The organism is Kribbella sp. NPDC026596, assembly GCF_040638415.1.
Lineage (GTDB): Bacteria > Actinomycetota > Actinomycetes > Propionibacteriales > Kribbellaceae > Kribbella.
This window is the reverse complement of record NZ_JBEZYF010000029.1, coordinates 15,257-36,523: the sequence shown is the minus strand read 5'-3', so window position 1 is coordinate 36,523 and position 21,267 is coordinate 15,257. Positions and strand designations below refer to the sequence as shown.

Below are 21,267 nucleotides of genomic sequence, written 5' to 3'. Positions count from 1 at the left end.
GCTCACTTCCCGATGTACTGCGTCGCGAACCACTCGTCGTAGTGCAGCTCACCGAGAGTGGCCGGGCCGATCGGGACCAGGCTGCGCTCGATCAGCTCCGAGCCGAAGTACCGGGCGTGCGTGTCGGTCACGACCTCGCGCTGATCGTTGCGCTCGGCAAGCGCTTTGCGGAAGAACTCGTCCATCCGGTACTCGTCCGGCCCGGCGATGTCGATCCGGGTGTTCAGCGGCTCGCCCACCGCGGTCCGGCCGAGGATCGCGGCCACGTCCTGAGCCGCGATCGGCGCCCACGCGACCGGCGCGATATGCACCTCGTTGCCCTGGGTCGCCTCGTCCGCGATCGCGCCGACGAACTCCATGAACTGGGTCGCGTGCACCAGCGAGTACGGGATGCCGGAGGCCTTGATCAGCTCCTCCTGGGCGATCTTGGCCCGGAAGTACCCGTTCTCCGGCAGCCGCTCGGTGCCGACGATCGAGATCCCGACGTGGTGCCGGACGCCGGCCTCGGCCTCGGCCGCGAGTACGTTGCCGGTCGAGGTCTTGAAGAACTCCATGACTGCCTTCTCCTCGAACGACGGCGAGTTCGCCACGTCGATCACGACGTCGGCGCCCTGCAGGACGGCGGCCAGCCCCTCGCCGGTGAGGGTGTTCACGCCGGTGCTCGGCGCGGCCGGCACCGCCTCGTGCCCGTGCTCGGTGAGCTTGGCCACCAGCTTCGATCCGATCAGGCCGGTGCCGCCGATCACGACGATCTTCATCCCAGAATCCCTTCGTTGCCGACGGCATCCCTTGCCGCCCGTCACCAGGTAAGACAGGGCAGTGACCCGGCTTGTGACAGCGGCCCGGTCGAGGCCCTGGTCACAAGCCGCTGACCTGCGCTGTCATAGGAGAGGAAGAGGCCTCGCCGAAAGGAATCGCCCGTGCCCGACTCTGGCCCTGCCCCCTCGATCCGGATCCGGGTCCGGATGACCGCGCGGCCGATCGACGAGCCGCACCGGGTCTCCAGCCAGCTCGAGCTGCTGTTCGACCTGACCTTCGTGGTCGCGGTCGCCGCGGCTACAGAGCAGTTCGCGCACACCATCGCCGAAGGCCACGCCGCGGACGGTCTGCTGTTGTACCTCCAGGTGTTCTTCGCGATCTGGTGGGCCTGGATGAACTTCACCTGGTTCGCCTCGTCGTACGACACCGACGACGTCCCCTACCGGCTGCTCACCATGGTCCAGATGGCCGGTGTCCTCGTCCTCGCCGCGGGTGTCCCGTCCGCCGCCGATCACGGGGACTATCGCACGGTGGTCGTGGGCTACGTGATCATGCGGCTCGCGCTGGTCGCCCAGTGGCTGCGCGCGAGTGTCGAGGACCCCGAACGACGTCGTACGGCGCGCAGGTACGCCCTCGGCATCAGCGTCCTGCAGGTCGGCTGGATCCTGCGCGTGTACCTGGGCGAACGCGACCTGCTCAACGAGTCCGCGCAGCTGGCCGGCTTCCTGATTCTCGTCGCCCTCGAGCTGTCGGTCCCTCGCTGGGCCGAGCGGACCAGCACAACCAACTGGCACCCGCACCACATCGCCGAGCGCTACGGGCTGTTCACGATCATCCTGCTCGGCGAGACGATCCTCGCCGCGACCAACGCCGTACGCCGAGCTCTCGAGGCGACCCAGGTCAGCGCCGAGCTGATCACGGTCGCCGCGAGCGGTCTGGTGATGGTGTTCGCGCTCTGGTGGCTGTACTTCCTGCACCCAGCCGGTCCGGGACTGGCCAACCGGCGCGAGGGCTCGTACCGCTGGGGCTACGGCCATTACTTCATCTTCGCCGCGCTCGGAGCTCTCGGGGCCGGCCTGGAGGTCGCTGTCGAGCAGACCGGACACGAGTTGCACATCTCGCCTACCGGTGTGAGCTACGCCGTCGCCATCCCGGTCGCCGTCTTCATCGGGATGCTGTGGATCGTGCACACGTTCATCTCGTCGACGCCGACCCTCCATCTCGGCGCTGCGATTCCCGCCATCGTGACGCTCCTCCTGCTTCCGCTCGGCACTCCCCTGGTCGGCTCGCCCGTCACGATCGCTCTCCTGACGGCCACCTGCGTGGCCCTCGCCGGGATCGTGTCCTGGCTCAATGCCGCGGAGGGTCTCAGGCAGTAAGGCCGGACAGCGTGGTCAGGGTGGACCGGATGACGTCCGCCAGGGAGACGCCCTCCGGCTCGGTGATCCAGCGTTCGAACGCCACCCGAAAGACCGCGACGCCGGTCTCCGCCGCCAGCGCCGCGACGTCCGGGCTGACACCTCGGCTCCGCAGCGCCGCGGTGAAAGCGGTGGTCAGGGAGGCCAGCTTGATCAGCTCACGCTCGCGGAGTTCGGGAGTCGCCGTGATGACGGCCTGGCGCCGGCGGGAATAGTCCCGGCGGAGATCGTCGAAGAATTCGCCGGACGCGAGTACGGCGGCCGCAACAGCCTCCATCGGTGTCGCGGACTCCGGCGCGGCGGTCAGCGCCTCGACCATGACCCGCTCGAGTTCCTCGGAGCCGGCGAACAGGACCTCGCGTTTGTCGGCGAAGTGCCGGAAGAACGTCCGCGCGGTCACTCCGGCCCGGTCCGCGATCTCGGCGACGGTCGTGTTGTCGTACCCGCGCTCGGCGTACAGCGCCATCGCCGCCTCCCGCAGCCGTCCCGCCGCGTCTGGTTCCCACCGTGCCATGGGCTCGATCCTAGCTGATGTCATTGACTGACATCACCGGATGTAGCATGGTGATGTCACTGACTGACATCACCGAAAGGGACCAGCATCATGCGCGTGTTCATCACCGGAGCCTCGGGACACCTCGGCTCCGCCGTCGTCCCGGAACTCCTCCAGCACGGTCACTCGGTCGCCGGCCTGGCTCGCTCGGACGCTTCCGCGGCTCGCCTCACCGAGTGGGGTGCTGACGTTGTTCGCGGCGACCTCCACGATCTCGACGGTCTGCGCGCCGCAGCCGAGGCGTCTGACGGCGTCATCCACCTCGCGTTCCGGCACGAAGCGATGGTGGCCGGTGACTTCACCGGCGCGGCCGAGACCGACCTGGCCGCGGTACGAGCGATCGCGGACGCCCTGGCCGGAACGGACAAACCACTCGTCGGTACGTCGGGCACGGGGCTGCTCGCGCGGGCGAACCTCGGCCGGACCGGCACCGAGGACGACACCCTGCCCGGCGGCTACCGCATCGACGCGGAGAACCTCGTCATCGACCTGGCCGCCAAGGGCATCCGGTCATCGGTCGTCCGGCTGCCGATCGTCCACAGCACACTCGACACCACCGGCTTCGTCCCGTCCCTGATCACGTTCGCCCGCCGCAACGGCTTCTCGGCGTACATCGGCGACGGCACGAATCGCTGGTCGTCGGTGCACACCCTCGATGCCGCTCGGCTCTACCGGCTCGCCCTGGAGTCAGCCCCCGCCGGCACCCGCTTGCATGCGGTCGCCGAGGGCGTGGAGCTACGCCGGATCGCTGAGGCGATCGGCCGCGGCGTCGATGTTCCCGCCCGCTCGATCACCCCCGAGCAGGCGCCCGAGTACGTCGGCTTCCTGGCGGCGTTCGCCGGGATCGACAACCCGACGTCCGCCGCCCGAACGAGCGAGTTGCTCGACTGGCACCCGACGTACCCGGGCCTGCTGGAGGACCTCTCGACGGACTTCTACTTCCGAACCGCCTAGACCACAAAAGGGAGCTAGACCTTCAGCACCGGCGCGATCGTCTTCGAGCGGGAGCCTTCGTAGGCGGCCAGGAGGATGCCCAGGACGGCGATGCCCTCTTCCTCGGTGTGGATCGGACGGGACTTGGTGCGCAGGGATTCGGCGAAGTGGCCGATCTCGGCGACGAAGGTGTCGACGGACTCGAGTTCGAAGCTCTCGGTCTCACCCGACCGGAGCCGGTACGACAACGACGTACCGTCGCTGTGCAGTGAGCCGAGCTCGCCGACGGCGGAGAACCGCTCGGTGGAGGCGGCCGGCTGATAGGCCCAGCTGGTCACCATCTGGCCGACGACGCCGTTGTCGAACCTGATCAGAACCTGCGCGGAGTCCTCGCCCTCCATGAACTTCAGCCGGTGCGTGGAGAGCATCGCGGTCGCCTCGACCGGCAGGCCACCGGCCAGGTGCAGCATCAGATAGGTGGGGTGGTACCCGGTGTCGATGAGCTCGCCACCACCACTGGTCTTGCTGCTCGCCCGCCAGCCCATCGAGCTCGGGTCGAAGTCGTTGTAGAAGCTGTCGGTGGTGCGGACCTCGTACACGGTCCCGATCGTGCCGGCCTCGATCAGCTCCTTGGCCTTGGCCACGGTCGGCATGAACAGCTGGTTGTGCGCGCACATCAGCGTGACGCCGTGCTCGGTCACTGCTGCACGCACATCCGCGGCCTCGTCCGCGGTGAGACAGAGCGGCTTCTCACAGAGGATGTGCCGACCGGCCTCCGCGGCCGCGACGATGGCGTCGCGGTGCAGGTGGTGCGGCAGGCAGATGTCGACCGCGTCGAGGTCCTCGTTCGCGAGCATCTGGCGATAGTCCGTGTACGGCGTAGCGCCCAGCTCCTCGCCACGCGCCTTGGCCGTCTCCTCGACGGCGTCGGCGACCGCGGTGATGCCGATCTTGTCGGCGTGCGCGCGGTAACCCTTGATATGAGCGGACGCGATCCCGCCGCCGCCGATGAGCCCAACCTTGATCATCACAAGTCTCCTCAGCTGTAGGCGATGGCGCGTCCGGCGTCGGCGGCATCGTTCGCGGCCACCACCAGCCGGGTCAGCTCGACGGCGCGGGCGATGTTCTCGTCGGCCCGGGTGCCGTCGTTGATGTGGTCGACCCACTGCGCGAACGGGTCCTTGCCGTGCTCGGGCACGGGTGACTGCTCGCCGTTCACCGTCAGGACGTTGCCGGCGTCGGTGTAGGTCAGCGTCCCCTCGGTCCCGAAGAGCTCGATCGTGAACGGGTTCTGGCTCGCGAAGCCGGCCTCGATCACGCCGATCGTCTGGTCGCCGTACCCGACCACCACGACAGCGTTGTCTTCGAGGCCACGGCCGGCCACCGAGCGGTACGTCGCATTGATCGTGTCCGGCGTGGAACCGAGGAACAGTTGCGTCAGGTAGACGGGGTGGCAGCCCAGGTCGGTCAGCGCGCCGCCGATCGCCGTCTTGGGCTCGAAGAACCGTTGCGGCAACCAGCCCTCGGCCCCATCCGTCGGAATCGCGCCGTTGTGGGAGAGCCGGACCCGGCCGTACGTCAGTTGCCCGAGCTTGCCGCTGTCGATGACCTCGCGGATCGCCAGCGTGTAACCGTGTGCGAGGCGCGGCAGCGAGACCGTCAGCTTCACCCCGGCCGCGTCGGTCGCGGCAACGATCTCCTCGGCCTCGGCCACCGTCGGCGCGAGCACCTTCTCCGTGAAGATGTGCTTGCCGGCCTGCGCGACCTTCACCATCAGGTCGCGATGCTCGTTCGTGGCGGTGGTGATCGTGACGCCGTCGAGGTCCTCGCGCGCGAGCAGCGCGTCGAGATCGCCGGTGAACTCCACACCGAACCGATCGGCGCCGGCCTGACCGCGCTCGGCGTCGTCGTCCCAGACGGCGACCAGCTCCGTTCCCGGATGCTCCTGCGCCTGCCTCGAGTAGTCGCCCGCGTGCACGTGCCAGAATCCCAGGGCCGCGATCTTGAGCGGTTTCGACACCTTGGTCCTCCTCATTCGGAAACGTTTCGGCCAACCGCCGCACCACAGTACAACGTTGTCAACGCCTGTAAAGAGGCTTCGGCGCGCCGGTGTCGCGGCGCATCTATAGTTATTCGGGAGTCCATGATTAAGTGACGGATCCCGACTCCCTGAGCACCACGACTTCACCGAGGACCGCGATGACCCACGAGCCCACCGGTGGTGACCTGTCCCGGCTGCGGCAGCTCAACGCGGCCACCGTGTTGCGGGCACTACGCGGCGACCGGCCGCTCACCCTGACGGAGTTGTCGAAGCGGACCGGCCTGTCCCGGGCCTCGACCGAGGACGTCGCCCGGGATCTGCTCGGGCGCGGCTGGGTGACCGAGGTGTCCCCGGCCGAGGGCACAGTCGGCCGCCCGGCCCGGCGCTACCGGTACCACGCCGAGGCCGGCCGGCTCCTCGGCGTCGACGTCGGCGGACACAAGGTCCTTGCCCTGGTCACCGATCTCGAGGGCGAGGTGCTGAGCCAGGCCCGGATCGCGGTGTCCCCCGAAGCCGGTCGCCGCGAGCGGCTGGCCGGGCTCGACGAATGCGTGGCCGCTGCTCTGGCCGGCGCTGGAGTCAAGGCCGGCCAGATCTGGTCGACCGGGGTCGCGACCACCGGACTCGTCGACGGCACCGGCAAGGTCATGCTGTCGGACTCACTGCCCGAGTGGACCGGAGTCGAGCTGGCCGCCCACCTGCGCCGGCTGGTCTCCGGGCCGGTCCGCGTGGAGAACGACTGCAAGCTCGCCGCCCTGGCCGAGACCTGGCACGGCGTCGCCCGGTACGCCAAGGACGTGGTGTTCCTGCTGGCCGGACTACGCACCGGTGCCGGTCTGATCATCGACGGGAAGTTGCATCGCGGCTTCGCCAACTGGTCGGGTGAGATCGGCGCACTGCCCGCGGCCGGCTGGCTCCGGGCGCCCGAGCACCTGCGCGGCTGGCTCGGCTCCGGCGAGGAGGTCGAGCGCGTCTTCCTGGCCGCCCGAGACGGCGACCGGGAAGCGATGCGAGCGGTCCGTGGCTACGTCCGGGACATCGCGGTCGGCGCGTCCGCGCTGGTCCTCACCCTCGACCCCGAGCTCGTCGTCATCGGCGGCGGCTTCTCGCGGTCGGCCGACGTACTGGTTGAACCGCTGCGACGGGAGCTGGACCGCTGGTGCCTGCGTACTCCCGAGATCCGGGTCTCGGCCTTCGCAGACCTCGGCGTGGCCCTCGGAGCGGTCCGACTGGCCCTCGAGGAGGTCGACTCCACGCTCTACAACGGACCCGACCTGGCCTCTCCGACGCTTTTCCTCCGGGTCTGAAGCCTTGACATAGTTTTCCTGGACTCCATGATTATTCCCATCGCCCCGCCCAGCGAGAGGAACCACCGTGCGTCCCGTTCCGCGTTCCCTCCGATTACTCACCGGCGTGGTCGCCGGCGCGCTGCTCGCGGCGCTGATGGTGGTCTCCCCCGCCAGCGCGACGATCACCGCCGGCTCGGCGTCCAATACCTCGACCACTATCAGCTACCAGTTCTCCTACACCGGCTCCCCGCAATACCTCCGCGTGTACGTCGACACCGACCGGAACGCGGCCACCGGCTTCGCCCAGGGCGGTACGGGCGCCGACTACCTGCTGGAGAACGGCAGCCTGTACCAGCACACGGGCACCGGCTGGAGCTGGTCGCTCGTACGCACAGTCACCTTCTCCGGTACGGGCGGGGTCGCGCAGTGGACCGTGAACCGCGCGGATCTCGGCGAGAGCGCTTCCCCGAACGACGCCGATCTGATCTTCCAGGTCGAATCACCGCTGGAGACCTCGAGCAAGTACACCCACGTCTACGGCGGGAGCGGCGGGTCCGGGAGCACGGTGACGTACACGGCGTCGACCGACAACTTCGCCAACCCGGAGCGCGGTTTCTACCACCACACCGGCGACTGCGACAAAGCCGACTTCTCACGGACCACGCTGCAGAACTACCGGACCAGCCAGGGCATCTCGCTGGTGATGTGCGTGTTCTACCTGGCCGAGTACAAGAACGGCCCGATCGAGCAGGCGGCGCTCGACCAGTTGCAGCAGCAGATCGACACCGTCCGGGCGGCCGGTCTGAAGATGGTCCTGCGGTTCGCCTACACGACGTCGACCGCCGGCGACGACGCGACCAAGGCCCGTGTCCTCACCCACCTCGACCAGTTGGCGCCGTACCTGAGTTCCGGCAAGGACGTCATCGCGGTCGTGCAGGCCGGGCTGATCGGAGCCTGGGGCGAGTGGTACTACACGCAGAACTTCGGCAACGCCGGCACGATCACGACGACCGACTGGGCCAACCGCAAGGCCGTGACCGACAAGTTGCTCAGTGTCGTGCCGTCGAGCCGGATGGTGCAGCTGCGGACACCGAAGTTCAAGCGGACGATGTACTCGACCACTCCGGTGCAGTCGGCCGACGCGTACAACGGCTCGGCGCTCTCCCGGCTCGGTCACCACAACGACTGCTTCCTGGCCAGTCCCGACGACTTCGGCACCTACGAGAACACCGCGGTCGAGTACCCGTACCTCCAGGCGGAGACGACGTACGTCGCCATGGGTGGTGAGACGTGTGGTTCGAACCCACCGCGGTCCAGCTGCCCGACGGCCACCGGCGAGCTTGCCCAGTTCCACTGGTCCTTCCTGAACACCGACTACGAGCCCACGGTGCTGAACTCCTGGAACACCGGCGGCTGCCTCGCCGACGTCACCAAGAAACTCGGATACCGCTTGCGCCTGGAGACCGGCACCTATCCAGCGACCGCCGCACCCGGCGGCAGCCTGCCCGTGTCGCTGACCGTCCACAACGACGGCTACGCGACGCCGTTCAACCCGCGCAACCTCGAGCTGGTCCTGCGGAACACGTCGACCGGCACGAACTACAAGCTCGCGATGAGCTCCGACCCACGCCGCTGGACAGCCGGCGCGTCGACCACCGTGTCGCAGACCCTCACGCTGCCCGCGAATCTTCCGGCAGGCTCCTACGCCTTGCTGCTCAACCTGCCGGATCCACTCCTGTCCACCCGCCCCGAGTACTCGATCCGTCTCGCGAACCAGGGCACCTGGGACGCCGCGAGCGGAATGAACTCGCTCCTGCACACCCTCACCGTCAGCTAGCTAGGAGACTCCGCATGAGACGGCTTGCTGCAGCTCTCGCCTCGCTCGGCCTGTTGCTACCGGCCCAGTCGGCGATGGCGCACAACGAACCGACCACCACCACCCGCACCTACGCCGCGTCCGACGAGGTGATCGCCAACCAGGAGCGTGGGTTCTACCACCACGAGGAGACGCACTACCGGGCCGACGGCTCCGGCTACGTGCCACTCGACCTGACCTCCCTGCGGAACTTCCGGACGCAGGAGAACATCACGCAGATCCTCCGGATCTTCTACCTGGAGAAGTTCGCCAAGCAGGACGTGATCGACCAGCACTACCTCGACCTGGTCAAGGCCGACTTCGCCACCGCCCGGGCGGCCGGAGTCAAGATGATCGTCCGCTTCGCCTACGCCCTGCCGGGCGACGGCTGGCCTCCACCGACCCCGTACGGTGACGCTCCGGTGTCCCGGGTCGTCAAGCAGATCAAGCAACTCGCTCCGATCCTGCGGTCGAACTCCGACATGATCGCCGTCGTCCAGTCCGGCTTCGTCGGGCTCTGGGGTGAGGGCTACTACACCGACTACTTCTCCGACCCGGCGGACCCGAGCCAGGTCTCGGACCAGAACTGGGCCGACCGCAAGGCAGTGATCGACGCACTGCTGCAGGCGTTGCCGAAGGACAGGATGGTCCAGGTGCGGACGCCGTACATGAAGCAGCGGATGTACGGCGTACCGACCGGGACCGCGGGCGGGCTGACCGCGCAGCAGGCGTACAACGGCTCGGCGGTGGCGCGGATCGGCCAGCACAACGACTGCTTCCTGGCCAGTCCGGACGACTTCGGCACCTACCTGAGCGACCCGGTCGAGCTGGACAAGGATTTCGTTGCCCAGGACACCAATTACGTGCCCGAGGGCGGCGAGACCTGCGCGGTGAACTCACCGCGATCGGACTGGGATTCGGCGTCGGCCGAGATGGCGCGACTGCACTTCTCGTTCCTGAACATCGAATACAACCGGGACGTCCTGGACACCTGGGGCGACAACCTCACGACCGCCAAGCAGAAGCTGGGCTACCGGTTCGCGCTGGTGCAGGGCACCTACACGGACAAGGCCCGGCCGCGCGGTGATGTCCGGGTCAACCTGCAGATCCGCAACGACGGCTGGGCCGCGCCGTACAACCCGCGGCAGGTGCAGCTGGTCTTCCAGAACGACAAGCACACCTTCAAGGTGAACGTCCCCGCCGACCCCCGCCGCTGGGGCGCCGGCACAACCACCACCCTCAACCTCAAGGTCCCCGCACCGCCGGTGCCGGGCAAGTACAAGCTGCTGCTCAACATCGCCGATCCGAAACTCCAGTCCCAGGCCCGACTGCCAGGTTCCAGCGAGACGTACAACTCGGTGTACGCCGTACGTCTGGCCAACAGCGGAACTTGGCAGCCGGCCACCGGCTACAACGACCTGGGACAGACGGTGACGGTCAGCTGACAGGAGTCCACGGACCGTACGGCGATCCCGGCGGCTGGTTCCGGGTCCACCACTTGGCGCGGTACTTCTTCTCCTTGTAGAGGACCACGTCGCCGGTGTCGAAGATCCGGGACGCCGTCCAGATCGCCGTACCGTCCTCTGTCATCGCCAGCTCCTGCCAGGCGCCGTACGCGTCGCCTGGCGGGAGCAGGACGCTGGCCCACGCCGCCTCGTACGGCTTGCCCTGGTACGAGACCTTCGCTCCGGCGCGATAGAGCGTTTTCGCGTTCCAGGCCGGCGGCAGGTTGACCGTCAGCGTGGCCGTACCCTGGGTCGGTTCGAAGGTGTCGCTTCCCGAGTACGCAGCGGTTAGCGCATGGTTGCCCACGGCAAGACCGACCGGGAGCGAGAACGTCGCCTTGCCTGCGGACACAGGCGCAGTACCGCGGACCTTGGTGCCTTCGCGGAGTTCGACGGTACCCGTCACCGGTAGGCCGCCCGCGGTCACGTTGACCGCGACCTTGGCCGCCGTACCCCACTCGACCGGCGCCGCCGTCGCGGTCACCGTCGGCTGACCCTTGCGGGTCCGGAACACGGTCGGCTGCGTCACCGCGACACCGTCGTCCGCACTCTTCGCCGAGACGATCCACGCGTACGACGTCGCCGGCGACAGACCGGACCACGTCGTACTCGCGGTGCCGTTGGCGACCACGCTGTCGGTCCCGATCACACCGGTCGGCACGTAAGCGGCCAGCGAATCGGTCGAGAACGACGTCTTGCGGGTGGTCAGGTCGACCGGCAGCGTCAGGTTGTCCTCCGCACCGTTGTACCGCGGCTTGGTCTGGCTGCCGTCCTGGCGGATGTCGTACTCGGTCGCCCCGAAGTTGTTCAGGAACGGCGAATACGTGTCGATGTGCATCTCGGCACGCTTCACGTCGAACTGCAGCAGCCGCAGGAAGCTCGCCCCGAACTGCAGCCGGTCGGTCGCCTTGTGGTCCGGCGTACCGTCGCCGTTGACGTCGATGTTGCCGGCGGCATCGACCATTCCGGGCCACAGTTCGCCGGCCGGCACTGTGTAGAACTGGTAGTCCGCGAGCAGCTCCACCACGTCGTGCGCGACGGTGACGCCGACCTTGGTCTTCAGGTTGGTACCGACGCCGTGCTCGTGACCGGCCAGGACCAGGAAGACGTTCGGGTTGTTCTCGACGACCTGCTTGTACAGCGGCGAGCCGTCCGGTGTGGAGAAGCCGGTGTCCCGGCCGTCCGGGTTCGTCGACGGGCGCAGGTAGTCGTGCGAGAGCAGGATCCCATTGCGATCCTTGTACCGCTTGAAGATCGAGGCGGCCCAATTCGCTTCCTCCGGCGTCACGCCGTACGACAGACCGACCGCGACGAAGTCCAGACCGCCGGCCGAGAACAGGACGTAGTTGTTCTGGTTGTCCTTGCCGGGGGTGATCGACCCGTCCGCGTTCACCTTCTCGTCCCACGCGTGGTACTCGGCACCGGCCGGCCACGCCTTCGACACCTCGCGGTACCGGTCGGCGCTGAACATCTTGCTGAACCGGGAGTCCGGTCCGGTCTCCGCGCCGAGCTGGTTGTCGTGGTTCCCGGCGATGACCTGGTTGATCACGCCCTTCTTGTCCAGGATCGCCTGGTAGCTGGACGCGAGTGCCAGTTCCTTGTCGACCTCCTCGTTCAGGCCGGGCCGCTGCAGCGAGCCGTCCGGGTTCCTCGCCAGCGGGTCGTAGTAGTCGTTCTCGATGATGTCGCCGGTGTGCGCGGCGTACGAGATCTTGCGGCCCGCGCTGTTGTCCGCGATCCACTGCACCTCGTTGCGGTACGCCGCCGCCCAGATCGCCTGCTCCTCGGCGGTCATCACGTCACTCGGCTCTTTGACGCCGTCCCAGTCGTCGTACGTGCCACCGGCCGCACCCTCGGTGAGGTACTGCGTGTCGGTGAAGTGCGCGATCGAGAAGTCGTACGACGCCGGGTCCTCGAAGTGATCCTTGTCGTTCTGCGCCGACGCGTCCCGCGGGGAGAGGTCATCGGCGAACGGGTCCTCGCCGGTCACCAGCACGTGGACGACGGCGCCGTCGCGGTACTGGTCGGCGACCTGAGTGGTGAGCACCGTGCTCGGCCCGGCCTGACCGCGGCCACTCGTGAGCGCGTCCCACTTCTTCCCGACGGGATCCCAGACCCGCAGCGCCACCACGCGCTTCGGGTCGACGGTGCCCTCCCAGCGCAGGGTCGGCGTACTTCCCTTGGCGCCGAGGTCGAGGTCGTAGCGCTGGAACACCACGTCGCGACCCGAGGCCGTGTCGATCGTCTCGCCGTCCAGCGGGCGCAACGAGTCGACGTTGACGTTCTGATCGTGCGCGACGTCGAGCGTGGTCGGCACCGCGGCCGCCTCGCCCTGGTAGCCGGCGGACGGGATGACCACGTCCGCCTTGGTGAACGTCGCCGTCAGCAGTACGCCGTCCTCCCCCGGGATCCTCGCGGACAGCGCGGCCGCCTGCTCGTTGACGCCGGTGACTGTCGCCCCGAGGTCGGTCGGGACGTCGGGGATGCTCGCACTGGTGAAGTGGATCTCCCGGGTGGCCGTGTTACCGAGGGAATCGGCCGCGGTCACCGCGATCTTGTGGGTGCCGGCCGGCAGGCCGTGACCGATCTGATCGCCTTGCTTGACCACGGTGCCGTCGAGCGTGATCACCGGCGTACCCGCGATGGCCGACGCATCCTTGACGTTGACCATCAGCGCCACGGTCGACGTGAGCCGCTGGCCCTCGGCCGGGACACTGCTCTCGACCATCGGAGCGGTGTTGTCGACGGTGAACCGGCGGGTCGCGGTCTTGTCGCCGACGACCGCCTCGATGGTGTGCGCGCCGTCCGCGATCGCGGTGGTGTCGACATCCGCGCGCCGGCCGAGCGCCGCGCCGGTGACGTCGAACAGGATCGTCTTGCGTAGTGCGGCGTTGAAGCTGCTGCCACAGGTGCCGTCGCCCAGGTAGACCGTGACCGGCGTACCGGTCGCGTACGTCGCGGAGCCGATCGTCACGTTGCTCTCGGCAACTTCCTTGGTCAGCTGCGTGGCATTCGCACCGCTCGGGGCCAGCTCGAAGTCCCGGAGCGTGAAGTCGTCGTAGTTGTCACAACCGCCGGGCTTGGCACCGCCGTGGTCGGTGCCGGCCACGAACTCGAGCACGTTCACACCAGGGACGAGCCACTCGTTCGGGAAGGTCAGGTCCGCGGTCTCCTTCTCCCAGACGCCGAGGTCCAGCGGGATGCCATTGATCCGCACCTTGTTGTCGTAGCCGTTGTCCGAGCCGTTGCCGCCGATGAACACCTTCAGGTGGGCGTCGCCCCCGCTCCCCAAGGTGTCCACGGTCTTGGTGGTCGGCGCATCCGCGATCGTGAAGTGGAACTCGGCCTCCTTGTTCGGACCGCACGTGCCGTCGCCGAGCGCCAGGATCGCGTCGGTCGTCTCGGCCTTCGTGGTGGTCGAACCGGTCGTGGTCAGGAGGTACGTCGTACCGCGCGTGATCGATCCGGAGGTGCTCAGCGCGAGGTTCGCCGGACTGAGCTTGAAGTCGTCGTGGTTGGCGCAGGTCGCGCCGTTCAGCGTGCCGTTGTAGTCCCCGGTCTTCACCTGGACCACGTTGTCGCCGGACTTCAGGAAGCGCTGCGGGAGCTTGATCGACGCGGTCTCCGCGCCGCTGACGCCGTAGTCGCCACCGAGGTCAACAAGGTTGCCGTTGACAAGCAAGTAGTTGTGGTACCGCGCTTCCACCGAGTTGCCCGCCTCGATCGTGACGCCGAAGGTCGCCGTCCCCGTGGCCAGGGTCTCGGCGTACTCCGCGGGCTTGTCGTCGATCGCGAGCGACTCGACACCGCCCTGACTGCCGACCGGTACGGCGGCGATCACCGGCTGCTCACCCTTGACCAGAGTCCCGTCCGCCGGGGTCAGCTTGGCGGCGCCGGCCGGAGCATTGTTGACCTGGATGGTGGCGATCGTGGTCGCGCCGGACGCGGTGGTCGCGGCGATCGTGTGCTCGCCGTTGCTGAGCTGCGTCGTATCCAGGTCCTTGCGGAGTCCCGCCGTGCTGCCGGCCTCACCGGACAGGACGAAGGTGAGGTCCTGGGTGAGGAGGTGCTTCGAAGTCCCGCACGTTCCGTCGCCGAAGCTGTAGCTGAAGTCGTTCTGCTCGCCGTCGATCGCCACGCCGAGAAGGCTCAGGCTGATGCTGCTCAACGGGAAGTCGTCGTAGTTCGGGCAGCGGCCGCCCTCACCGTACGGCAGTACGTCGTAGCCGACGGCGGCGGTGTCGGTCGTGTCGACCCAGGCCGCGCCGGCGTGCACGGTGACCGTGTTGACGCCGGTCCGCAGCCAGTCACCTGGCAGGTCGAGGCGGCCGTTGAGCCCGCCCGCGATGTCCGGGAAGTAGACGCGATCGGTGCGGCCGTTGACGGTGATGTAGTTGTGGTACCGCGCTTCGGTGCCGTTGCCGCCCATGTCGAACGCGAAGTGCGCCGTACCGGCGGTCTTGTCCGCGTCGACCGGCTGGCCGTCGACCTTCAGCGCGACGACCGAGTCGTTCTCCGCGGTCGGCTCGGCGGTGACGGTCGTCGTACCCTCCAGCGTCTGGCCGTCGTGCAGGTTGAGCGCGGGCGCGCCGGTCGACTCGGCCGCCGCGGCCGCCTCCGCGCCGGAGGTCGTCGAGATGATCGCGGCGCCGGAACCGGCGACGAGCGCAACCGCCACCAGGACCGAGACGGTGCGCAACCGTCTCCACCCTGTGCGCAGTCGGTGGGTCATGTTTCTCCTCAGGCGGTGAGATGGATCGCGGCGAGCGCGGTCATGACGACGCCGGCCAGCGTGATGCCGATGGCGGCGAGAAGGGGTGCCACACGGGTGGCGAGAAGCAGCAGGTGGCGGGACTGACCGCCGCGTACGACGACTGTGCTGCCCGCGACCGCGAGCAGGCCGACGCCGAACAGCACCACGGCCATGCCGAGGCCGAACGTGATCACGAGCAGGAGCGCGAAGCCGGCGCGGCCGAGGAAGAGGCCGGCCACGAGCACGAGGAACGCGGACGGCGACGGGGTCAGGCCGCCGGAGATCCCGAGCAGGAACAGCCCGGGCCGCGACGTCTCCGCATGCCCGTGACCATGCCCATGTCCATGCCCTCGGTGCGTATGAATATGACGCCGCAGCAACCAGACGCCCGTCGTCACCACCAGCAAGCCGCCGATCAGCTGTAGAGCGGTGGTGACGTGCTCCATCTGAAGGAAGGCAGCAAGTGAAAGGAACGTCCACGCCACTCCGATGATCAGCACACTCAGCGTGTGCATCACCGCGACCGATCCACCCAGCCAAGCGGCATCCCGAACACGCCCCCGCTCCCCCACGAGGTACGCCGCCGCCAGACTCTTCCCATGCCCCGGCATCACCGCATGCCCTGCTCCCGCGGCGAACGCCAGCACGAAGGCGAGCGGTGGCACGCCCGGCGAATGCAGGAAGCCCTCGAGCTGATCGGCCAGGCTCATGCCGGACTCCGCCGCCTGACGCGCCGTACGCCGACTGCCGCGGCGACGGTCAGCAGCAGCGCCCCACCGACCACGGCACCGAGCTGCACGGCAGCACTTCGCCCGACACCTGAGGCGGTCGCCGTTCCGAGCATCCACTCGTGGCTGTCGTCGCTGTCGCCGTACACCGCACGCGCACCGTTCGGTCCGGTGGCGAGTGTCTTGTACGCCGGGTTGAGATCGGTCAGCGTCTTCACCGTCACCGACACCGCACCCAGCGGCCCAGGACAGGAGTAGTCGATCGCGACACCGGTCTTGGCCACGTCACCCGGCGGCTGCACGGACCCTGTGCACTGGCGCCCGCGGCTGGCGACCGTGATCTGCCGCAACAGATAGTCGGTGAACTTGGACGACGGTCCGATCGCCACCGAGTCCGCCGGCTCGAAGATCACCGCGCCGTCCATCATCACCCGGTCCCGCGGAAGTACGCCGAGCGCGACGCCGAGCAGCGTCAGATCGTCAAGCCCGCCGACCTTCCACCGCACGTGCACGACCTGGCCGTCCCCGGCGATCGTGACCGTCTGCGGGTCGCCGAACGGATGCGCCGACGCCGGCTGAATCCCGGCGAACAGCACCACCAGACCGGCCAGGCACGCGCACAGCCGCCGTTGGAACACAGGCAAGGTCAACGCTCCGGATGCTCACAGTCCCCGATCCCTACCGCGCGTGAAGCGCGATCGGGCCGGACTCTGTCAGACCACGGGGGCGCCCAGGCAACCAGAAGGTGAACGACTGCCTGCTACCTCAGCTAATCAGAAAATCACCAACTAACCCGGCTAGGAGGAGACCGATTCGTCCGGTGGGGTCGTCCGGCTGGCAGCGTTCGTCATGGCCGTGGCCGGGGCGGTGTCGTGGGAGATGCCGGCGGCGGCGTACGCATCGGCTTCGTCGAGGGTTTCGTGGGCGAGCAGTTGCTCGGCGAGGGAGTCGAGGCGGTCCCGGTTCTCGCGGAGCAGGCGCCTGGCTTCGGCGTAGCACTGCTCGATGAGCCGACGTACCTCTGCGTCGACGGTGTTGAGGAGTTCGTCGGACACATTGGCCAGCCGCGCGTCGCCTTCGGGCGGGAGGACGGAGACCGGGCCGATCGCCTCCGACATCCCCCAGCGGCCGACCATCGAGCGGGCGATCCGGGTCGCGGTCTCGAGGTCGCTTTCGGCGCCGGTGGTGACCACGCCGAGCACCTCCTGCTCGGCCGCCATCCCGCCGAGCGCGCCGATGATGCGGCCACGCAGGTACTCCGTGTCGTACCCGTACCGATCCATCTCGGGCGTGGACAGCGTGACTCCGAGCGCCCGGCCGCGCGGGATGATCGACACCTTGCGCACCGGGTCCGCACCGACCTGGATCATGCCGAGCAGCGCGTGCCCTCCTTCGTGGTACGCCGTACGCCGTCTCTCCTCCTCCGGCATCACCACGTTGCGCGCCGTACCGAGCTGAATCTTCTCGAGCGCGTCGCTCAGGTCGCGCTGGTGGATCTCCAACTGCCCTTGCCGGGCCGCGGACAGGGCAGCCTCGTTCAGCAGGTTGGCCAGATCGGCGCCGGTCATGCCGGGCGTGGCCCGGGACACCGCGCCGAGGTCGGCGTCGGCGGCGAGCGGCTTCCCGCGGGCGTGCACCCGGAGGATCTGTTCGCGGCCCTTCTGGTCCGGCGCGTGCACGGTGATCGTGCGGTCGAAGCGGCCCGGCCGGAGCAGCGCCGGGTCGAGGACGTCCGCACGGTTCGTGGCCGCGAGGACGACGACGCCCTCGGCGCCGGAGAAGCCGTCCATCTCGGTCAGGATCTGGTTCAGCGTCTGCTCGCCCTCGTCGTGCCCGCCGATCGACCGGGCACCGCCGCGGGCGCGTCCGATCGTGTCGATCTCGTCGATGAAGATGATCGCCGGCGCGACCTTGCGGGCCTCGCCGAACAGCTCCCGGACCCGGCTCGCCCCGACGCCGACGATCATCTCGATGAACTCCGAGGCGCTGGCCGAGAAGAACGGTACGCCGGCCTCACCGGCGGTCGCGCGGGCCAGCAGTGTCTTGCCCGTGCCGGGCGCTCCGGCCAGCAGCACACCCTTCGGAGCACGTGCACCGAGCCGCCGATACTTGCCGGGATCCTTGAGGTAGTCGACGACCTCCTCGATCTCCGCCTCGACCTCATCGATCCCGGCGACGTCGGCGAACGTCACCCGGACACTGCCGGGATCGACCGGCTTCTTCTGCTGACCGCCGCCGCCGAGCAGGCCGCCGAGACCACCGCCGGCCGCGCGCTGGCGCCGGAACAGCCAGAAGTAGAAACCGACCAGCAGCAGGATCGGCGCGAACGAGATCAGCAGGTTCCAGAGCACCCCGCGCTGCTGGACCACCGGCGTGGCCCGGACCGTCGCACCACCCTTCTGCAGCGCCCCGAACAGATCGTCGTTGGCGAACGTCGGTCGCTCGGTGGTGAACTTCGTGTACGTCGAGTCATTCTTGCCCAGGACCGGAGCGGCTTGTTTCAACCGTCCCTCGATGGTGTCACCGCGGGAGAACACCTCGGCGACGTTCTCCTTCTGCACCTGGGCGGTGAAATCGGTGTACGCGATGGTCTGCTCGCCGCCGGACATCTGGTCCTGCATCGTGGTCAGCAGGAACAGGACCAGGTAACCCCCGACGATCCAGGCCGCCCACCGCAGCCACCGGGGCCGCTTCGGCCGGTCTCCGTCGCCACGACCGGTCGGCAGCCCCTCGGTCCGCCACGGCTTGTGCGGCGGGCGCTGCGGACCGCCGTCCGGCTCGCCCCGATCGGCTCCTTCCCCCCGACCGGAGGTCGGCTGGTCCTGCGGCGGCTGATCCTTATCACTCATATCTCGGCTCCGCTGGGTGACGGCTGCGTGCCCTGGACACGCGGCTGGAACCAACATAGGACTTGACCATGCGTTCCGACATCGCGCCGGGCGGCACGTTCCCGGACTACGAGTTGCCCGACCACACCGACGTACCGCGCCGGCTCAGCGAGTTGCAGGGTGACGACCCGATGATCCTCACGCTCGCCCGCGGCCACTACTGCCCGAAGGAACACCAGCAGCACCAGGAGCTCGCGGCCTTCTACCCCAAGATCGCGGTGTCCTACACGCAGATCGTGACGATCGCGACCGACGAGCACCACACGCTGCAGGAGTTCCGCGCGTCGGTCGGGGCGCAGTGGCCGTTCCTGTCCGATCCAGGCCGGATCGTGCAGCGGGACCTGGACATCCAGGAGTACACCGACCCGGACAACGACCCGATGATCCCGCACACGCTGGTGCTCAAGCCCGGACTCGTCATCCACAGCATCTACAACGGCTACTGGTTCTGGGGCCGGCCGACGATCGCCGAGCTCTGGCAGGACCTCCGGGCGGCGAGCAGCGAGATCCGGCCCGACTGGGACCTGAGCAAGCCCGGTCTGCGCGAGGCTTGGAAAGCCGGCGACCTCTCGTCCTTCCACGGCTGGGACAAGCAGGCCGCCGCCGAGAGCTGAGCTGCCGAGAGTGCCGTCGTACCCTGGCGCATGGTCACTCCAATGGTGCTTGATTGTGATCCGGGGCATGACGACGCGATGGCCTTGTTGCTGGCGATTGCCGATCCTGCGGTCGAGCTGTTGGCGGTGACGACGGTTACCGGTAATCAGACGGTCGACAAGTGCACGGTGAACGCGCGGCGGGTGTTGTCGCTGGCGGGCGTGGCCGATGTGCCGGTCGCCAGAGGTGCCGACCGGCCGTTGGTACGGCGGTTGCGCATCGCCGACGACGTCCACGGGCAGACCGGGCTCGACGGCCCGCGGTTCGACACCGAGCCGTCGGTGCCCGAGTCGCCGTCAGCGGCCCACGACGTGTTGGTCGACGTACTGCGGAAGCACCCGACGCCGGTCACCATCGTGGCGACCGGAGCACTCACGAACATCGCCCGACTGCTGTCCGCGGAGCCGTCGCTGACCACGAAGATCGCCGAGATCGTGTGGATGGGCGGCTCGACGGACCGCGGCAACATCGCGCCGCTCGCGGAGGCCAACGCGTACGTCGATCCCGAGGCGGCCGACCAGGTTCTCCGGTCGGACGTCCCGTTCACCATGTGCGGGCTCAACGTCACCCATCAGGCGCTGGTGACGGACGACGTCCTCGGGCACCTCAACCAGATCGGGACGCCGCTGGCCGGGATCTGCGTCGAGTGGATGACGTTCTTCGCCTCGACGTACCGGCGGCTCTGGGGTTTCGAGGCGCCGCCGCTGCACGATCCGGTCGCCGTCGCCCGGGTCATCGATCCGGCGATCGTCGGCTGCGTCGAGGCGAACGTCGTGATCGAGACCCAGGGCGAATGGACCGCAGGGGCGACCGTGGTCGATCTCTTCAACTACACCGGTCGCCCATCCAACGCTCGGGTGGCTGTCGAGCTGGACCGCGAGGCCTTCTGGACCAAGATCGCCGACGCCGTCGCCGCGCTTGGCTAGATGGTGAGAACGAGACGGCCGCTGGTTTCGCCGGTGGCTTGACGCTGCCAGGCGGCGCCGATGTCGGCGAGGGTGACAGTCTCGTGGGCGACCGCGATCGCGCCGGTGGCTGCGTGCTGCAGTACGGCGGTCACGGCGTCGCGGCGCTGCTCCGGGGTGATGGCGTTGTTCGTGTAGCCGAGGACACTCGCCGTACGGCTGCGCAGAATCGACGAGGAGAACGTCGCCGCATCGCCACCGGAACCGCCGATGTTCACCAGCCGCCCGCCGGCGGCCAGCACCCGGGCGGCTGCGGTCGCGGCCACTCCGAACACCGGATCGATCACCACATCGACAGTCGCCGCACCGAGGCGAGTGGTCAGCTCGTCCACATCGGTGCTGAAGGCAACCACCTCGTCGGCACCCGCGGCCAGTGCTCGTTCCCGAGCCGCGTCCGAGCGGATCAGTGCCACGACCCGCGCGGCACCGAGGACCCGCGCCGCGCCGATCGCAACCTGACCGACCGCGCCACCACCACCGAGCACCAGCACCTGCTCCCCCGCGCGGAGCTGGGCCCGCCAGGTCAGCGACATCCAAGCCGCCACCGCGGACAACCCCAGCGCGGCGACCTCCGGATCCGGGACCGGCGTGTCCAGCACCACCAGATCGGCATCGGGTACGGCGCACCGCTCGGCGAAGCTGCCGTCACCCGCGGCCATCCCGGCCGAAGTCGCGAAGAACACCTTCGTCCCGGGTGACACCACCTCGGACTGCTCGACCACGCCGACCCCTTGAACCCCTGGAACATAAGGTAGTTTCGGCTGACCGAAGTACGACGTACCGGACGCACACAGCAGGTCCAGCGGTACGACGGGCGCGGCGGTCACGCGGACGATGGAGATCCCCTCCGCGGCGACCGGGTCCGGGTGATCAGCGTGCGACGGTGGTTCGCCATGGGTGTGCAGGACGGCAGCGCGCACCTCGGC

General features: G+C 68.5%; 16 protein-coding genes. 7 read left to right on the top strand and 9 right to left on the bottom strand.

What is annotated here, in order from left to right; genetic code table 11:
- Nucleotides 1-2: 2 nt before the first annotated feature.
- On the bottom strand, nucleotides 3-758 hold the full coding sequence (locus tag AB0E63_RS23890) for an SDR family oxidoreductase (RefSeq protein WP_360370142.1): 756 nt from the start codon (nucleotides 756-758) through the stop codon (nucleotides 3-5).
- 162 nt (nucleotides 759-920) lie between these two features.
- On the opposite strand from AB0E63_RS23890, the gene AB0E63_RS23885 reads away from it, so the two are divergent.
- The gene (locus tag AB0E63_RS23885; RefSeq protein WP_360370139.1) at nucleotides 921-2,138 is read left to right on the top strand and encodes a low temperature requirement protein A; all 1,218 of its coding nucleotides are present in this window, start codon (nucleotides 921-923) and stop codon (nucleotides 2,136-2,138) included.
- On the opposite strand, the gene AB0E63_RS23880 is transcribed toward AB0E63_RS23885, so the two are convergent.
- Nucleotides 2,128-2,691: a helix-turn-helix domain-containing protein gene (locus AB0E63_RS23880; RefSeq protein ID WP_360370136.1), complete on the bottom strand. Its 564-nt coding sequence runs from the start codon at nucleotides 2,689-2,691 to the stop codon at nucleotides 2,128-2,130. The two genes, AB0E63_RS23885 and AB0E63_RS23880, sit on opposite strands and share 11 nt — an antisense overlap.
- Before the next feature lie 90 nt (nucleotides 2,692-2,781).
- Here AB0E63_RS23880 and AB0E63_RS23875 point away from each other — a divergent pair, with 90 nt between their 5' ends.
- Complete coding sequence (locus tag AB0E63_RS23875; RefSeq protein WP_360370133.1) at nucleotides 2,782-3,684, top strand: SDR family oxidoreductase; 903 nt, start codon at nucleotides 2,782-2,784, stop codon at nucleotides 3,682-3,684.
- A gap of 14 nt (nucleotides 3,685-3,698) precedes the next feature.
- Here the strand turns inward: AB0E63_RS23875 and AB0E63_RS23870 are convergent, their stop codons facing one another.
- Nucleotides 3,699-4,691: a Gfo/Idh/MocA family oxidoreductase gene (locus tag AB0E63_RS23870; protein ID WP_360370130.1), complete on the bottom strand. Its 993-nt coding sequence runs from the start codon at nucleotides 4,689-4,691 to the stop codon at nucleotides 3,699-3,701.
- An 11-nt stretch (nucleotides 4,692-4,702) separates the two neighbouring features.
- Nucleotides 4,703-5,683 carry a Gfo/Idh/MocA family oxidoreductase gene (locus AB0E63_RS23865; protein WP_360370127.1) on the bottom strand — a complete coding sequence of 327 codons (981 nt, stop codon included), beginning with the start codon at nucleotides 5,681-5,683 and terminating at the stop codon, nucleotides 4,703-4,705.
- A 179-nt stretch (nucleotides 5,684-5,862) separates the two neighbouring features.
- Between AB0E63_RS23865 and AB0E63_RS23860 the strand changes: the two genes are divergently transcribed.
- From AB0E63_RS23860 to AB0E63_RS23850, 3 genes are all read left to right on the top strand, one after another.
- Nucleotides 5,863-7,011: an ROK family transcriptional regulator gene (locus AB0E63_RS23860; RefSeq protein WP_360370124.1), complete on the top strand. Its 1,149-nt coding sequence runs from the start codon at nucleotides 5,863-5,865 to the stop codon at nucleotides 7,009-7,011.
- Between the two features lie 67 nt (nucleotides 7,012-7,078).
- Entirely contained in the window at nucleotides 7,079-8,830 is a 1,752-nt protein-coding gene (locus AB0E63_RS23855) for a DUF4832 domain-containing protein (protein WP_360370121.1), read from the top strand.
- Nucleotides 8,831-8,844: 14 nt separating this feature from the next.
- Nucleotides 8,845-10,293 (top strand): DUF4832 domain-containing protein, encoded by a 1,449-nt coding sequence (locus AB0E63_RS23850; RefSeq protein ID WP_360370118.1) that lies wholly within the window; start codon nucleotides 8,845-8,847, stop codon nucleotides 10,291-10,293.
- Here AB0E63_RS23850 and AB0E63_RS23845 read toward each other — a convergent pair.
- The 4 genes from AB0E63_RS23845 to ftsH form a co-directional block, all read right to left on the bottom strand.
- A complete protein-coding gene (locus AB0E63_RS23845) occupies nucleotides 10,286-15,085 on the bottom strand; it encodes an Ig-like domain repeat protein (RefSeq protein WP_360370115.1) in 4,800 nt (1,599 codons plus the stop codon). The genes AB0E63_RS23850 and AB0E63_RS23845 overlap by 8 nt on opposite strands.
- 8 nt (nucleotides 15,086-15,093) lie before the next feature.
- The gene (locus tag AB0E63_RS23840; RefSeq protein ID WP_360370112.1) at nucleotides 15,094-15,816 is read right to left on the bottom strand and encodes a cobalt transporter; all 723 of its coding nucleotides are present in this window, start codon (nucleotides 15,814-15,816) and stop codon (nucleotides 15,094-15,096) included.
- Nucleotides 15,813-16,484: a hypothetical protein gene (locus tag AB0E63_RS23835; protein ID WP_360370109.1), complete on the bottom strand. Its 672-nt coding sequence runs from the start codon at nucleotides 16,482-16,484 to the stop codon at nucleotides 15,813-15,815. The genes AB0E63_RS23840 and AB0E63_RS23835 overlap by 4 nt, the downstream gene beginning before the upstream one ends.
- A 147-nt stretch (nucleotides 16,485-16,631) precedes the next feature.
- The gene (gene ftsH, locus AB0E63_RS23830; RefSeq protein ID WP_360370106.1) at nucleotides 16,632-18,683 is read right to left on the bottom strand and encodes an ATP-dependent zinc metalloprotease FtsH; all 2,052 of its coding nucleotides are present in this window, start codon (nucleotides 18,681-18,683) and stop codon (nucleotides 16,632-16,634) included.
- Between the two features lie 68 nt (nucleotides 18,684-18,751).
- On the opposite strand from ftsH, the gene AB0E63_RS23825 reads away from it, so the two are divergent.
- Together AB0E63_RS23825 and AB0E63_RS23820 are read left to right on the top strand one after the other, a co-directional pair.
- Entirely contained in the window at nucleotides 18,752-19,336 is a 585-nt protein-coding gene (locus AB0E63_RS23825; RefSeq protein WP_360370103.1) for a redoxin domain-containing protein, read from the top strand.
- 42 nt (nucleotides 19,337-19,378) lie between these two features.
- Nucleotides 19,379-20,302 (top strand): nucleoside hydrolase, encoded by a 924-nt coding sequence (locus AB0E63_RS23820; RefSeq protein ID WP_360370100.1) that lies wholly within the window; start codon nucleotides 19,379-19,381, stop codon nucleotides 20,300-20,302.
- Here the strand turns inward: AB0E63_RS23820 and AB0E63_RS23815 are convergent.
- The gene (locus tag AB0E63_RS23815) at nucleotides 20,299-21,261 is read right to left on the bottom strand and encodes a zinc-binding alcohol dehydrogenase family protein (protein ID WP_360370097.1); all 963 of its coding nucleotides are present in this window, start codon (nucleotides 21,259-21,261) and stop codon (nucleotides 20,299-20,301) included. The genes AB0E63_RS23820 and AB0E63_RS23815 overlap by 4 nt on opposite strands.
- Nucleotides 21,262-21,267 lie beyond the last annotated feature (6 nt).

Excerpts from the sequence above, each read along its gene's own strand:
- AB0E63_RS23870 (WP_360370130.1), bottom strand. The coding sequence starts at position 4,691 with ATGATCAAGGTTGGGCTCATCGGCGGCGGCGGGATCGCGTCCGCTCAT.
- AB0E63_RS23860 (WP_360370124.1), top strand. The coding sequence starts at position 5,863 with ATGACCCACGAGCCCACCGGTGGTGACCTGTCCCGGCTGCGGCAGCTC.
- ftsH (WP_360370106.1), bottom strand. The coding sequence starts at position 18,683 with ATGAGTGATAAGGATCAGCCGCCGCAGGACCAGCCGACCTCCGGTCGG.
- AB0E63_RS23850 (WP_360370118.1), top strand. The coding sequence starts at position 8,845 with ATGAGACGGCTTGCTGCAGCTCTCGCCTCGCTCGGCCTGTTGCTACCG.
- AB0E63_RS23890 (WP_360370142.1), bottom strand. The coding sequence starts at position 758 with ATGAAGATCGTCGTGATCGGCGGCACCGGCCTGATCGGATCGAAGCTG.
- AB0E63_RS23840 (WP_360370112.1), bottom strand. The coding sequence starts at position 15,816 with ATGAGCCTGGCCGATCAGCTCGAGGGCTTCCTGCATTCGCCGGGCGTG.
- AB0E63_RS23880 (WP_360370136.1), bottom strand. The coding sequence starts at position 2,691 with ATGGCACGGTGGGAACCAGACGCGGCGGGACGGCTGCGGGAGGCGGCG.
- AB0E63_RS23825 (WP_360370103.1), top strand. The coding sequence starts at position 18,752 with ATGCGTTCCGACATCGCGCCGGGCGGCACGTTCCCGGACTACGAGTTG.
- AB0E63_RS23820 (WP_360370100.1), top strand. The coding sequence starts at position 19,379 with ATGGTGCTTGATTGTGATCCGGGGCATGACGACGCGATGGCCTTGTTG.
- AB0E63_RS23845 (WP_360370115.1), bottom strand. The coding sequence starts at position 15,085 with ATGACCCACCGACTGCGCACAGGGTGGAGACGGTTGCGCACCGTCTCG.
- AB0E63_RS23875 (WP_360370133.1), top strand. The coding sequence starts at position 2,782 with ATGCGCGTGTTCATCACCGGAGCCTCGGGACACCTCGGCTCCGCCGTC.